The organism is Henriciella litoralis (assembly GCF_002088935.1).
Taxonomy (GTDB): Bacteria; Pseudomonadota; Alphaproteobacteria; order Caulobacterales; family Hyphomonadaceae; genus Henriciella; species Henriciella litoralis.
The window spans coordinates 2,309,368-2,323,965 of the sequence record NZ_NCSS01000006.1; the positions used below are offsets into that span (position 1 = coordinate 2,309,368).

The following is a 14,598-nucleotide window of genomic DNA, read 5'->3' on the forward strand; positions in this document are numbered from 1 at the left end:
ACATTTGCCTGAGATCCCCGCTTTCGCGGGGAAGATCGGATGTTAAGGCGGGGCGCGATATTTAGCTTGAGCTGAAAAAGCGCCTCAGCCCGGCATTGAGCTCGAACGCCAATAGATTTGGTAGCCCGTCCAATTTTTGCCAGTTGCGACGCGGGCGTTTTTCGTAAGTGCAAACAGGCCGCATTTCGCCATTGGCGCGAAGCCTGCGAAGTCGAAAGGCCATGCGCCGGGCCGCTTTTGCGGGATTCTCCAGCATCGCTTTCAGAAGCTGGTAGCGCTGATGAAGCTTCGTCAGATCTGGCGGATCAAGATGGGCGGTGCTTGGCCGGGTTTCGGGCGCGCGCGGCGCGTTAGGGTCCAGCCGGTCAGCGACGAGATAGGCAAAGCTGGGGCCGATCAGTTGCGGAGCCTGTGATGCAGGGTCGCCGGGGTTTTCCGGCTTCGGCTTGGCTGAAAGCTCCACTTCAATCTCGAGAGCCATAAGAACAAGCACGCGCCGGAGCAGTCTTGTGACGAAGCGCAGGCTTGCGGAGAGGCGCCTTGCGGCGGCGTGGGTGACGGCGGTCGGATAGAGATCGATGTCGGCGAGACCCCATGCATCCTGCAAGGCGTCCTTGAGGGTCGCGAGCCCGTTTTTGATGAAGGCCAACATATTTTCCATGCGCCAAGCATAGGTGCCGGTAAAACCGGGGCGGAAATTTTCGGGAAAGTTTGGTGGCTTCTGCGCCGCTACGCGCACTGCCTAGAAGTCGACCGTGATTTCAGCGAACCCGTAGAGGGAGCGATCGCCTGCCGGGCCGCCGGGGACGTTCTTGGCAAACTCGCCATAGAAAAGCGCCGAGCCGCCAAATTCGAAACGGACCGAATCCGGGATCACCCAATAGCGGATCCGCGAATCGATGGCGTGGCCGATAAAGTCGCCGGACTGGCCGGAGGGGTCGCGTAGGCGTGCGACGACCCATTCGTCGGTCGCCGAGGCGAGATGGGCCGCCTGATACTTGACCCAGCCATCCCAGCGTCCGTTCGGCTTGACCGTAATTCTGAATCCCGGAGACGAGATATTCGCCGGGGTCAGCGGGCCATAGATGGAGGTGTTGTTGAGGTCCGATCGGCGCCCGCCGAAGAGGCGCTCATGCTGATCGAAATTGAAATCGTTCGGGTCGTCATCGCCGCTGGCATAATAATATTCCAGCGAGAGCCGGGGCTGCCACGGTGCGTCCCAGGTATACCCGGCGGCGGCAAACAGCATCTCGGCGTTCACATTGAGGCTTTGTGTGTCGGCTGGGTTGGAGGAGGCATAGCGCGTGCCCTTGCGAAGCGCGCCTTCGATATCGACGTCCCACTGGCCAACTTCTGGCGCGCGATAGAGCCGGGCGCCCGGGCTGACATAGGAGCGGTCCGGCGTCTGGACGTCGGAGGTATCGCGCTCTTCCAGGCCATAGACGAAGAGCTCGGCTGTGAGGCCCGGCGCGGCAGTGGGCAGGACATCGGCGCGGCGATAATGCGCGCCCCAGATGCGGCGGCCCCACTGTTCCTCGTCGCCCGACAAGTCATTGTCATCGAGCGCGGGCCGCCCGGACGGGAAAAGAGAAAGCGGCGAGACATAGAAGAGGTGAAACTCGTCCCCACGCGGATTGGTCGAGAGGAGATAGGCGCCGGTAAAGGGTTTGATGACGTTGGCGTAGCTCTGGCGCTCAATCTGGCGCTTTGAGCCGATGGCAATCGTCTGGCGACCGAGTTTCAGACTGCTGACGGAATTTTCGCCCAGCAGGCCGGGCAGATCATCGAAGCGAGCATAGAGCTGAAGGATGTCGAGTGGATTGGCGATGCTGGTCGAGAGCGGCGTGCCACTATCGCCGAGATAGGTCCGCGCATCCTGAAGCTCGATCCCGAAGCTGACCGGGCCGGTGTCGGCCTCTGCCAGCAACAGGGACCGAAGGGCGATAATCTGATCGGAGCCGGTGCGCCCGGCGCGGAACTGGCCGTCGAGCGTTTCATAGCGGATGCGGGTGTCGCCTTCGAGGGTCAGCCAGTCTGGCGTGTCGAGCGCGGTTTCGAGCCGGAAGGGCTCGTCAGCGCCTGCGTTGAAGGCGGCAACGCAGGCAAGAAAACACACACATAACAGTTTCATGACGGCCCACGTATCTTTTCGACCGTATACGATCAAGCGGATTTAGGGCGGGTGGGGCCTATTGTGCAGAGTTGCTGCTGGGGTGTCCCCTGGAATGTTGAGCCATGGATACCTGCCTTCGCAGGTATCTGCGGAGGTTGAGGGTTTAAATTGGTTCGGGGTGAAGCCTAGTGGTTGAGTTTGAGGTAAAGGTCATCCCAGTCGGGATTGGTTTCCTCAATCAACCTGATCTTCCAGGCGCGTTTCCATGCCTTGATCTGGTATTCGCGCGTCTTCGCGCCGTCGCGGGTCTGGTGATGTTCGTACCAGACGAGGCGTTTGACGCCGTATTTCCGTGTGAAGGCAGAGCCGCGTCCTTCCTTGTGCGCATAGATGCGCGTCGAGATGTCATCCGTATGGCCCGTGTAGAGCGTGCCGTTCTTCTGGCTGGCGAGGATATAGACGTAGAAGGGTTTCATTGGTGCTCGCTCCAAATTCCGCAGACCCCTGCGAAGGCAGGGGTCCATGGAATGAGCTTGGAGGCAAGTGGAAGTTGAAAAGTTGAGCCATGGATACCTGCCTTCGCAGGTATCTGCGGACAATTTCAAGCGTCGTCGCTTTTACGCGTTCTTGATCGTCATGCCGCCGTCGACGGGGATGTGAACGCCGTTGAGGAAGCTGGCGGCGGGGAGGACGACCGAGAGGGTCATGTTCGCGACCTCTTCCGGGATGCCGTAACGGCGCAGCGGCACGCGGCGTTTGGCGTAGATGGTCTTGTGCTCATCGGAAATGCCGGAGGTGATGCCAGTGTGGATCGGGCCGGGGCAGATGCAGTTGACGGTGATGTCGGTTTCATCGTCGCGGCCAAGGTCGCAGGCGAGGCCGCGGGTGAGGCCGATGACGCCATGTTTGGCGGCGACATAGGGTGAATTGCCGGGGGTGGCCCCGAGGCCTTCGGTCGAGGCGACGTTCACGATGCGGCCGAATTTGGCTTTGCGCATATAGGGCAAGGCCGCGCGAATGGCGCGCTGATGGCTGGTCAGCATCACATTGATGCTCGGGCCCCAGCTGTCTTCATAGGACTCCTCGGCGACATTGGCCGGGATGGCGAAGCCGGCATTGTTGACGAGAATTTCGAGCCCGCCGAAATGGGCGGCGGCTTCGTTGACGACGCGCTTGATCGCGTCGCCATTGCCGACATCCATGGCCCAGCCTCTGACGTTCTCGAAGCCGGCATCCTTGATCTCCTGCACGACCTTGTCGACGGCCTCCTGTTTGAGGTCCGTGACGGCGACATTCGCGCCCTCATGGGCGAAGAGATGGGCGGTCGCGCGGCCCATGCCGGAGGCGGCACCGGTGATCAGTGCGGTCTTGCCTTTGATCGAGCGGGACAGGGGTTGATAGGGCTCCATGATGTTTCCTCAGATTTGTTTCATGTGTGAAGTAAATCAGTAGGGCTGGCGAGGCGCGGCGTAAATGGGTGACGTGTGGGGAAAGGGTTTTTGGGTTTTGGGGGTGGGGGATGGTGGCTTCATCCTTCGACGGGCTCAGGATGAGGTTGGGGTGGGTGTTCAGGATGAAGGCGCGATATGTGGCGGTTGTCCGATCTTCTTTTCCGGGTCAAGGGCGCTTCGCGTCCGGAGGATTTCACCCTTGACCCGGAAAAGAAGATCGAAAGAGGCTGGCTGTGGCCGAATGGCAGGATTTGCCATTAGGCCTGAATGAAACTTGTAAGTCCCGGTTTAAGCGCCCTGCTCAGTCACTCGAGTGCGTCACCCTCGACCGCGCAGCGGTCTGAGGGTCCATCTCCTGTGTTTTCATCCTGCGGGACTTTTGGGGGTGCAGGAGATGGGCTCCCAGATGAGCCTGCGGCTCATCGGGAGTGACGCGGAACGGTGAGGGGTGTGCTTCTTCATCCTTCGACAAGCTCAGGATGAGGTTGGCGTGCTCAGTATGAGGTGGGGTGGGCTCAGGTTGAGGTAGGGGAGCGGTGAACAAGAAAAAGCCCGCCGCGGTAGGACCGGGCGGGCTTTCTGGTTCATTGGGTCGGCAGAAACTAGCTGCTTTCCTTGATCCATTCGGCGATGCGTTGTTTGGACATCGCGCCGAGATGGGTTGCGGTGACCTTGCCGCCCTTGAACATCATCAGGGTTGGCAGGCCGCGGACGCCGAATTTGGAGGCGGCAATCGGGTTCTCGTCGACATTGATCTTGGCGATCTTCACCTTGCCGGCGAGCTCATCGGAGACCGCTTCCAGATGGGGGGACATCTGCTTACAGGGGCCACACCATTCGGCCCAGAAATCCACGACAACTGGCGTGTCGCCAGCAATTGCGGTGTCGAAATTGTCATCAGTGATATGTTCGGCGGCCATGTCTGCCTCCTCGCTTTTTGTGTCTTGTTACCCGTTATAGATAGGCCGTGTCAGGATTCTTCAAAGGCCGCTAGCTAAACGGTCGCGTGAGTTCTGCAATAAGCTGTCGGAAAGCTCAATCAGGCGCGGGCCGTCGGTGTAGAGGAGGGCCGGGCGCACGGGGCGACCTTTGAAGGCCTTTTCCAGTACGGCCTGATAGGCTGCCATCTGTAGCAGATATGCGGCATCCACGTCTTCGGCGCTGTCTGGCGCGGGACGGTCTGTCTTATAGTCGATGATGAGGATTTCATCGTCGGAAATGACGAGACGGTCGGCCCGGCCATTGATGATGATCTCGCTGCCGCCACTGTCAATTGTTCCGACAATCGCTGCTTCCGAGCGACCGCCGGGGGCAAAGACGTGGGCAAAGCCGGGCGTTGCGAGCGTGTCGAGCGTCGCCTGCAAGATTTCCGTGCGAGCGGCCGGCTCAAGGCTGGTGTGGCGTTCGAGATAAGATGTGGCGGCCTCATTGCGGGCGGGCTCTGGCAGGTCTGGCAAATATTGCAGCAGGGTGTGGATGAGACGGCCGCGTTCGAGGGCAGCGCTGCGGGCCTTGCCGAAAGGTTTGGCGACGCGGGCCTTGTCCTCAAGCAGGCGGCTCGGCGCGCTGATGCGCTGGGCGGTGTCTTTTGCGGCAGGCTGGCGGGCCCAGTCCGGGGCGCTGGGTGGCGGGCGTTTGGGGGCGGCGTCCTTGCTGACCGGGGGGAGGGTTGCGCCGTAAGTCAGCACTTTGTCGTCGTCTGTGGCTTCACCTGCCTCTCCGGTAAGGTCGAGCATGGCGTCGCGGCAGAGCGCATACCAGGAGTCGTCGCTATAGCCCTTGCCGGTGCGCCGGCCAGCAAAGGCGCCGCCGATGATCAGCCGGTCCTGCGCGCGGGTGAGGGCAACGTAGAGAAGGCGGCGCGACTCGCGGGCCTGAGCGGTGTCGCGGGCGGTGCGGAAGGGCTCAAGCTCGGGCGGATCGGCGCTCTTGCTGGCGCTGAAAATGGGGAGGTCATCTTCGACCATGAAGAGGCTGGAGCTGTCGGCGCGGTCGCTTCCCGTGGTGTCCGGCAAGAAGACGATGGGCGCTTGCAGGCCCTTGGCGCCGTGGACGGTCATCACGCGGATCTCGCCATTTGGCTCGGCAAGGTCGCGTTTGAGCTGGCTGGTATCGCTTTCGATTTCGGCGAGGAAGGTCTGCAGGCTTGCCGCCTCGCCCATGTCGAAGCCGAGAGCGTGGCTTATGAGGGCGTTGACCGGGTCGCGGGCCGGCTCGCCAAGGCGCTGGATGATATGGTCCCAGCCGGACCGGCCATCTTCGCGCCGTGTGTTGAGGACCTCGGAGAGGAAGTCGAAGGCGGGCAGGTGTTTGTTGTCCAAGAGGGACTGGCAGAAGGCGCGGGCGGCGGCGAAGCGGGGGTCTGTGTGCGTGCGCAACCGGTCCCAGAGGGTTTCGCCGCGGGCGCGCTTATGGGCGAGGACGAACAGCTCATTATTGTCATCGACGAGGCCGCAAAAGGGCCCGCGCAGGATTTCGGCGAGCGTCAGATCATCGGACGGGAAGAGCGCAAAGCGCAGGAGGTTGAGACAGTCCTGCACGGCGATATGGTCCAGCAGGACGAGACGGTCGGCGCCAGCGACGGGGAGGTTCTGTTCTTTCAGTTCGCGGATGAGCGCGTCGAAGAGCGGGCCGCGTTTGCGAACGAGGATGAGGATGTCTTCAGGCGAGACGGGGCGTTTGTCGCCGCGATCCCAGACCGGGTCTCCGCGCTCGATCATGGCGGCGATTTCTGTCGCGACATTGAGGGCGAGGCGATTGCGCGGGGAAGCTTCCGGCAGCTTGTCGACGGGGGAGTCCCACGGGTCGTCTTCCTCACTCTCCGTATGCTGAACAATTGGCCAGAGCTCGACGCGGCCGGCTTCATCCGCGCGGCGGGCGACGTGCTGAAGCGTGTCAGCTTCATCGGGCGGGGTGACGGAGAAGGGGTCGCCACCAAACTTGTCGAGGTTGAAGACGCTATCGACGAAGCCAAGGACTTCGGAGGTCGAGCGGAACGACATGGTCATGGCGGGCAGATTGGCCTGCCCGTGGAGGGCTTCCTCGGCGCCGATGAAGCGGCGCTTCTCGTGGATGAAACGTTCAGGGTCTGCGCCCTGGAAGGAGTAGATGGACTGCTTCTTGTCACCGACGGTGAACTGGGTGCGTGGGTCCGCCTTATGGTCAGCGCCCTTGCCGGCGCGGAACTCCTCGACGAGGGCGTTGATCAGCACCCATTGGTCGGGGCTGGTGTCCTGGGCCTCATCGAGCAGGATATGGGTCAGCCCGCCATCGAGTTTGTAGAGCACCCATTCGGCGGTACCGGGCGCGGTGAGAAGATCGCGCGTGCGCAGGATGAGGTCATCGAAATCGAGCGCGGCGCGCTGAGTCTTGCCGGCGGCGTAATCGCGAAGGACTGGCAGGCCGACATCGAGAAGGGCGGCGGTCTGCTCATAGCATTGGCGCGCGGCAATGGCGCGCGACAGGGCGCGGAAGCGGGCGGTTTCGGTGCCGTCGCCATCCTTGATCTGGAAGAGATCAGCCAGCGCGGGGAGCGCATTGCCCGTAGGCTTCGTGTACGGATTAGTTTTGCGCCAGTCGCCTGAGCTCGTCAGGAAGAGTGAGGCATAGGTGGCCCAGCGATCCTCAAGGGATGCGTCCGACATGATGAAGGGCAGCTTTTCGAGCAGGGTGAGATCAGCCTTGCCGAGTTTGTCGATATTCTGAAGCTCGGCCAATATGGACCGTACACGGATAGTCTGGAAGTCCGCATCCAGTGCGCGCTGTAGCAGCGTATCGACGGAGTCCTCTGGCGCATTGAGGAATGCCAGAACGCGGTGTTTCAGATCATCAGTGTCGGCACCGGCGAGCCGGCCTGCTTTGGAGCGCAGATGCGAGAGCACGCTCGCCGCGCCATTGCCGCCGCCGATCTGCGAGAGGGTGACGAGGGCGTCCGGCGCATATTCGTGCGCGTGGAGGATCTGCTCGCGAAGGCTTTCGGCCCAGAGGCGGTCTGCCTCGCGGTCCTCAATCTCGCCGAAGCCCGGCGAGACATCGGCTTCCAGCGGGAAGCGGCGGAGGATGCGCGAACAGAAGGCGTGAATGGTTTCAATGCGCAGGCCCCCCGGCGTTTCAAGCGCGTTGGCAAAGAGGGCGCGGGCGGCATCAAGGTCTTCCGGTTGATAGGCGTCAACCGGGCGGCTCTCGAGTTTCGAGAGCTCGTCGCGCAGCTTTTCATCGTCCGCGACCGACCAGTCGCCGAGCGTCTTGAACAGACGGCTCAGCATCTCATTGGCGGCGGCCTTGGTGTAGGTGATGCAGAGGATCGTGTCTGGCGCAGCGCCTTGGCGTCCGTCTTCACGGCGAAGGAGGAGGCGGGCGACGCGGTCGATCAGGACTTTCGTCTTGCCTGACCCGGCATGTGCCTCAACCCAGGCCGAGCGCTCCGGCAGGGCGGCGATACGCTGGGCCTGTTGGGCGGCTTCGAAGGCTACCGTGCTACTCATCGCCGCTCTCCCCGATCCATTCGTCCCGGCGGGCGAGGCGCTCATAGTCAGAGCCATATTTGGCGCGCTTGGGACGTGGCATGCTGAGATAGGGGTGGGTGGGGTCAGCGAAGCGGGCGATGAGCTTGCTGACGCCGACGCGCGTATCTTCGATAATGTCTTCCAGCGCCATGGCTTCATAGTCGCGCCCGGAGGCATCGCCGATATTGCGGACATCGAATTTGGAGCCGAACCGGACATAGGTGAGGGCGCTGACCTTGTCGGTTTTCAGGGTGTGGCCCTTCTCGGTCTTGAAGCCGTCTTCGAGGGCGATGATCGCCGAGAGCGGCATTTGCGGATTGAGGCCCGTGCGCACTTCGCCTTCGCCTGGCGGCAGGCCTGACTTGAAATCGAGGATGGCGAGCGAGCCGTCCTGATGACGCTCAACCCGGTCTGCATTGGCGCTGAGCATGAAGGTCTCACCGGGGCGGCCTTCGATCGGCATGGGATAGCTGCCGCTAATCTCCGTGTACGGAGCACCTGATAAGAGGTGGAGGCGTTGTTCGCGCCAGGCGAGATATTCCTCGACGACTTTGCGGCGGACGGCGACCGCGCCGAGGATCGCTTCTTCAGCTTCGCCAGCATCGCGTAGTTCCTGTTCCAGCATGGCGACGAGCTGGTCGGCGGACTTTTCGATGCCGGGTAGTTCGAACTTTTCGAGCGCGGCGTGGATGGCGGTGCCGCGCGGGCGGACATCGACGGGCATGTCGAGTTGTTCGAGCGGATAGAGGCCGAGCACGCGCTGGGCGTAGATGGCGTAAGGGTCTCGCTGCAGCGTTTCGATCCGGGTGACGGAGAGGGCTTTCGGGCGGGCCTCCCAGTCTGGTGTCGGGCGAGGTTCTGCGCTGAAGCTTTCGAGTTTGTCCGGTGTCTTGAGGGCGGCGAGCCAGCGGCGTGGATCGTTCTCTTCTGACGGGGCGAGCGCGATGGCGCCTTTCTCTTTCAGCGCGCCGCGGGCCAGCGTGGTGAGGCGCCACACCCAGCGCGAGGCGACAGCAGGGGAATCGCCGCGCCGTTTTGAGGTGAGCAGTGTGACATCCGGGGCAGCGGCGAGCTGCGCAAAGTCATGCGCGGAAAGGCCGATCCGCTCATCCGGGTCAGAGAAGCCGAGCTTGCGGCGGAAGTTTCGCGGCAGGAAGGCGTCGGGCGAAGGCTGGGCAGGCCAGACGCCTTCATTGAGGCCAGCAAGAATGAGGCAGTCCGCGCTTTGCAGGCGCGCTTCGAGCGGGCCCCAGATGGAGAGGCGCGGATGTTCACCGCCTGCGCCGCGCACGGTGATCGTCGCGCACCAGGCTTTGAAGAGTTCGGTCCAGACCTCGGGCGTTGCTGGCAGGAGGCTTGTACTGACGTCTGCGAAATCACGAAGCGCGCGCGAGAGCGCGGCGCCGTCTTCGCCCGCCCATGGTAGGGGCGCGCTGCCGAGGCTGCCGAGAAGCTCACTGATGCCGACGAGATAGTCCTGCCCGTGAAGTTCCGTATCCGGATCAATGAGGCCTGCCCCTTCAAAGCGGGCCTGGAGATCATCTGCGATCTGGCGGGAGGCGGCGATGTGGTCGTCCGTGATACCTGAGCGTTTGCGTCCGTCCTTGTCTGCTTCGATCCGGTCAATGTGGGCGTGGAAGCCCGGCCAGTCTTCCCAGCGGCGGGGGCCGCGCAGGAAGAAGCGTTCGAAATCGAAGAGGTCGTAGTCGTAGGTGACTTGACCGTGTTTGAGCGCGGCCAGCATCAGGACCGGATGGGTCGGGTCGCGCGACCAGTCCATGACGAGGCTGGAGAGACTGCCAGCCGGGGTTTGCAGAAGCGGGCGGCCGCCTGAGGGGGTGAGGTCCACATTCCACTGGCGCATCAGGGCGGCGACGCGGCGGGCGAGACCGGCATCGGGCGTCACGAGGGCGGCGGTGCGGCCCGGCGTTTCGAGTGTGCGGCGCATGAGGAGCGCGGCGCACCAGGCTTCCTCGCCATCATCATCGGCTTCGATGAGGGTGAGGCCGGAGAGGCCGTCTTCCGCGAAGTCCTCCGGGCGGCGACCGCCTGCAAGCTCATTCAGGCGCTTCAGCCAGTGGGCGGTGCCATCAGCAGGGGCGAGCGCCTCATGGATGAGGGCGCGGCGGGCTTCGGCTTTCTCGTCGGACTTAAGACCCGGCCAGTCGGCAACTTCATCAGGCTGATAGTCGAGATCGGCGAGCGTCTGCGCGAGGGAGAATTGCGGGTGGCTGGGCGAGGTTGCGATATCGGCCCAGGCATCCTTGTCGACAGAGCGGTCGAGGCCGGGCAGGACGATGAGGGCGCGCGGGAGATGAAGCGCGGCTTTCATCAGTGTGCGGCCTGTCGGGTCTGCGCCGGTCGAGCCCGCAATGATGACATCGCCTTTTGGCGGGGTAGCGGCCCAGCTATCGGCGACGGCTTTCGCGGCAAGCAGGCGGCGGGTGTAGGGGTCTTCGCGGTCCTGAAGGCGGAGCGCATCCGGCCAGGCCTCGATGATGATCTTCAGGAACTGGACGGACTTTTCCCAATGTTGGGAGAGCTGCTGATCCTCGACCACGGCATCGAGCTGGTCCCAGTCCACCTCGCCAGAGAGGGCGGCCTGATCGAGGAGGCGCGCAAGCTCCCGCGCAGCGGCGAGCGATGAAGCGGGCGGAATGGGTTTGCCCTGGCGGTCATAATATTCACTGACGAGACGCGAGAGCTGACCGAGGCGTTCAGCAGGCGAGATGGCGGGCGGCAGGTCAGCGAGGGCGGACTCAGTACCGGGTGGCGGCTCATCGCTTTCAAGATCGCCGAGCGGGCGAATGTCCGGCATCAGGATGGTTGTGCCGCCGGCCGCCTTGAAGAGGGCGAGCGCTAAAGCGCGGGCCGAGCGCCGGTTTGGCACATAGATGAGATCATCCGCGAGCGCGTCGGCATTATTGGCGAGGTCTTTTTCTTCCGCCAGCGCGCGGGCGAGTTCTTTCAGGAAATCAGCGCCGGGCGGAATGGTGCGCAGCTTCGGGGCGCCGGGCGCGAAAAGGCCGGGCGCGCTCATGCCCCGTGGCACTTCAGCCACATTTCAGCGTCGCGCAGGGCTTGCGGGTCGCCGACATGCAGCCAGAAGCGATCAAGTGCAAATCCATGCATCCGGCGATTGGGCAGAAGCTCTGACCAGATGCGGAAGGCCGAAAACGGCTCGGCGGCATGGGCGGCGTAAAGGGTGGGATTGACGATGCGCAGGCCCGCATAAGCCCAGGGCGCGGCGTCGGCGTCGCCGCGATGGGTGAGCGCGCCATCCTCATCGAGGAAGAAGTCCCCCTTGCCGCCAAAGCCGAGGCAGCGCTGGGTGTCTGCCAGCAGCAGGATTTCATCCATGCGGGAGGGGAAATAGGCGTCGGCGAGATCGATCAGCGGCTGGGGATCATTCGGCATCCAGAACGCGTCAGTGTTGACGACGAAGACCGGATCGTCGCCGAGCAGCGGGGCGGCCTTTGCGAGCGCGCCGCCGGTTTCCAGAACCTCATCGCTTTCGTCGGAGAAGACCACTTCGACCCCGCCAATGCCGCGGGCATGGGCTTCGACCTGATCGGCGCACCAATGGGTGTTCACGACGAGGCGTTTGACGCCGGCTTCAATGAGCGGGGCGAGTTGCCAGTCCATCAGGCGTTTGCCGGCGACCTCGAGCAGCGGCTTTGCGGTTTCATTGGTCAGCGGACGCATCCGCGTGCCAAGGCCCGCGGCGAGGATCATGGCGGTGTGGGGCAGAGCGTTCATCATGCGTCCTCGAAAATAAAGGGGGCGGTGTCGCGCACAAAGGCGGCCATGCCGGCGGCCGAGGGGTGTTCGAGATTGCGGGCGAGCAGGTATTTCTGGCGGGGCAGGAAGTCCCGGTAGCGGTCTTTTCCATCGCGGGCGATGAGGCGGGAGAAGATGCCGACAATGCGCAGGGCATTCAGCGTGCCGATGATGGCGAGGCGCTCGAGGAAGTCGGCTTCGGATTTGCCAGTCTTGTTGAGATAGGTCGCGATGGCGGCGCTATGGGCGTCTGGTGAGACGGTGCGGCGGGCGTCCTGGACGAGCATCGCCATGTCCCAGGCGTCCCAGCCGATGACGGCGTCCTGAAAGTCGAGCAGGCCGACACGGGCGCGGCCTTCGCGCTCTGGCAGCCAGATGAGGTTCTCGGCGTGGTAATCACGCAAGGTGAGCTCGCGCGGGAAATCGCGGGCGCGCTCCAGCAGGACATCTAGCTCTCGTGACCAGGTGGCGTGGTCGGCGTCGGTCATCCGCATGCGGGTGTCGAAGCGGGGAAACCAGTTGGCGAACAGGCTGGCATTTACGTTGAGGGCCAGATCATCAAAGTCGAGGATCGGCCAGTCGCGGCCAAGGCCATGGAGCTTGTGAGGGGTTTCAAGCGCGTGGAGATCGGCCAGAGCGGCGGCGGCAGCGGTGTAGAGCGTCACCTCGTCGGTGCCCTGCTCGATGAGGCGGGCGAACTCATTCTGTGTGCCGAAATCCTCGATGATGGCGAGGCCGAGCGGGGCGCTGCCGGTGTAGATCTCAGGCGCGCTGAAGCCGTTGGACTTTAGCCAGCCACCGATCGCGGCAAAGGCTTCGACGCGGGAGGCGGCGAGGCGGGACTGCTTGTTCCAGCCGCCCGCGAGGCGTTCCTCGGCGCTCATCTCAGGCGTGCACGGATCATCCTCGACAAGCGGGGCGTCCATGAGAAGGGCGGTCGAGCCATCCGGGCGCGTCAGGCGTCCATAGCGGCGGGTGGAGGCGTCCTGACCCAGCCAATCGAGGCGCGCATCGGCCCAACCTTCCTCGGCGAGGAAGGCTTCGATCTGCATCTGCCGGTCTGCGTCAAATCCCATGCAGGCGAGATTGCCAGTCTTCGCCGCGCGGTTCCAGCCTTGCTGTGCGCCCGTCGGCTGTTTCCTGCAGGGTGAGGTCAAGCCGCCAGGCGGGGAGGTGGTCGCCCGCCTTGTCTGGCCATTCGATGAGGGCGAGGCCGTCTATCGTGTCTTCCCAGCCAAGCTCCTGCACATCGTCCGGGAATTCGAGGCGATAAAGGTCAAAATGGTAGACCGGGAAATCGGGCGCCTCATAGGTCTGCACGATGGTATAGGTCGGGCTCGGCACTTCGGTCTCGGTGCCCATCAGGGCTGAGACGAGCGCGCGGGCGAAGGTCGTTTTGCCTGCGCCAAGGCCGCCGTGCAGCGCGATCACGTCCCCGGCTTTGAGATGCGGGGCGAGACGGCGCGCGAGGCGGGCGGTCGCGGCCGGGTCAGCGAGATGGAATTCCAGCGCATCCATGGCCTAGAGCGAGTCCAGTGTTGCCCGGATCGTGTCGATAAGGGCGGTGGTTGGCTCACAGCCAGCTGAGAGCCGGACATAGCTTTCAGGCACAGCGTCGCCCCAGCGGGCGCGGCGCTCAGCGCTGGTCTGGATGCCGCCAAAGCTCGTCGCCGCGAAGATGGCCGGGCAGTCATTGATGAAGCTTTCAGCGGTGCTGGCGCTGCCAAAGGTAAGGCCGATGACAAAGCCAGGCCGCATCATCTGCTTTGAGCAGAGCCCGTAGGACGGGTCATCGGCGAGGCCCGGGAAGCGGACAGATTTCACGGCTTTGTGAGTGTAGAAGAGGTTCGCGAGCGCCTCGGCATTGTCGCACATGCGCGAGAGGCGAAGCTCAAGCGTCATCAGGCCGCGATAGGCGAGATAGGCTTCGGCTGGACCGGGGGTTGAGCCCGACAGCTTCCGCCACTGGCGCACGCGCTCCATGATCTGGCCATTGCGGCTGGAGACATGCCCGAACAGGACGTCGGAATGCCCGGCGATGGCTTTGGTGTCAGATGAGACGGTGATGTCGGCGCCGAGGCCGAGGGGGCGCTGCAGGAGCGGCGTCGCGGTCGTGTTGTCGACGCAGACGAGGCCGCCCGCCGCATGGGTGCGTTGGGCGATGGCCGCGATATCGCAAATGTCGAGGCCGGGATTGGACGGGGTTTCGAGCCAGACGAGGTCAAAGCCCTCGACGTCATGGTCAGTCAACTGGCGCGTCGGCACTTCGGTGACGCTGATCTCATGCTGGTGGAAGAACTCCTGCAGCAGGACGCGCACTGTGTAATAGCCATCCGAAGGAATGAGGACGGAGGATTTCGGGGTCAGTGAAGCCATGATCGCGGCAGTGACCGCGGCCATGCCTGACGGGAAGCAGAGGGTTTCGGCATCTTCCAGCGCGCCAATCGCGCTTTCCACGCTTTGCCAGGTCGGGTTGTCGTACCGGCCATAGGGCAAGGGATGGTCGGGCGAGCCGGGCAGGGCGTATTTAGCGGCATTGACGATAGGCGGGGTCAAGCTCTCGCCCTTGGACAGGCGGCCTGCGCGCCCATGAAGCAGCGCCATCATACGGGCTTCGGACTCGGTCGTTTCGCCAAGGATCCTTGCACGGTCTTTCCGGTTTCTTTTTCGCATGGGGCGGAGATAGCGCGGGCACCCTTCAGACACAAAGGAAAAGACATGTCCGACCGGGACTTGCTTGCGTTTTGGG

Annotated in this window: 11 protein-coding genes; all 11 read right to left on the bottom strand. The window is 63.3% G+C overall.

The window, feature by feature from the left end:
• Positions 1-61: 61 nt before the first annotated feature.
• Positions 62-661 (bottom strand): hypothetical protein, encoded by a 600-nt coding sequence (locus tag B8783_RS14860; RefSeq protein ID WP_139792384.1) that lies wholly within the window; start codon positions 659-661, stop codon positions 62-64.
• A gap of 81 nt (positions 662-742) precedes the next feature.
• On the bottom strand, positions 743-2,131 hold the full coding sequence (locus B8783_RS14865; RefSeq protein ID WP_084420872.1) for an alginate export family protein: 1,389 nt from the start codon (positions 2,129-2,131) through the stop codon (positions 743-745).
• A gap of 167 nt (positions 2,132-2,298) precedes the next feature.
• Positions 2,299-2,589, bottom strand: a complete 291-nt coding sequence (locus B8783_RS14870) for a GIY-YIG nuclease family protein (protein ID WP_084420873.1) — start codon at positions 2,587-2,589, stop codon at positions 2,299-2,301.
• A 141-nt stretch (positions 2,590-2,730) separates the two neighbouring features.
• Positions 2,731-3,522, bottom strand: a complete 792-nt coding sequence (locus B8783_RS14875; protein ID WP_084420874.1) for an SDR family NAD(P)-dependent oxidoreductase — start codon at positions 3,520-3,522, stop codon at positions 2,731-2,733.
• A gap of 644 nt (positions 3,523-4,166) precedes the next feature.
• Positions 4,167-4,484, bottom strand: coding sequence for a thioredoxin (gene trxA, locus B8783_RS14880; RefSeq protein WP_084420875.1), 318 nt, complete (start codon positions 4,482-4,484; stop codon positions 4,167-4,169).
• A gap of 60 nt (positions 4,485-4,544) precedes the next feature.
• Positions 4,545-8,048, bottom strand: a complete 3,504-nt coding sequence (gene addA, locus B8783_RS14885) for a double-strand break repair helicase AddA (RefSeq protein ID WP_169711810.1) — start codon at positions 8,046-8,048, stop codon at positions 4,545-4,547.
• Entirely contained in the window at positions 8,041-11,109 is a 3,069-nt protein-coding gene (gene addB, locus B8783_RS14890; protein WP_084420877.1) for a double-strand break repair protein AddB, read from the bottom strand. Before addB ends, addA begins: the two co-directional genes overlap by 8 nt.
• Entirely contained in the window at positions 11,106-11,831 is a 726-nt protein-coding gene (locus B8783_RS14895) for a nucleotidyltransferase family protein (protein WP_233355812.1), read from the bottom strand. Before B8783_RS14895 ends, addB begins: the two co-directional genes overlap by 4 nt.
• On the bottom strand, positions 11,828-12,925 hold the full coding sequence (locus B8783_RS14900) for an aminoglycoside phosphotransferase family protein (protein WP_084420878.1): 1,098 nt from the start codon (positions 12,923-12,925) through the stop codon (positions 11,828-11,830). Before B8783_RS14900 ends, B8783_RS14895 begins: the two co-directional genes overlap by 4 nt.
• Positions 12,915-13,367, bottom strand: a complete 453-nt coding sequence (gene tsaE / locus B8783_RS14905; RefSeq protein ID WP_084420879.1) for a tRNA (adenosine(37)-N6)-threonylcarbamoyltransferase complex ATPase subunit type 1 TsaE — start codon at positions 13,365-13,367, stop codon at positions 12,915-12,917. The genes B8783_RS14900 and tsaE overlap by 11 nt, the downstream gene beginning before the upstream one ends.
• Positions 13,368-13,370: 3 nt before the next feature.
• A complete protein-coding gene (locus B8783_RS14910; protein WP_233355813.1) occupies positions 13,371-14,456 on the bottom strand; it encodes a cystathionine gamma-lyase in 1,086 nt (361 codons plus the stop codon).
• Positions 14,457-14,598 lie beyond the last annotated feature (142 nt).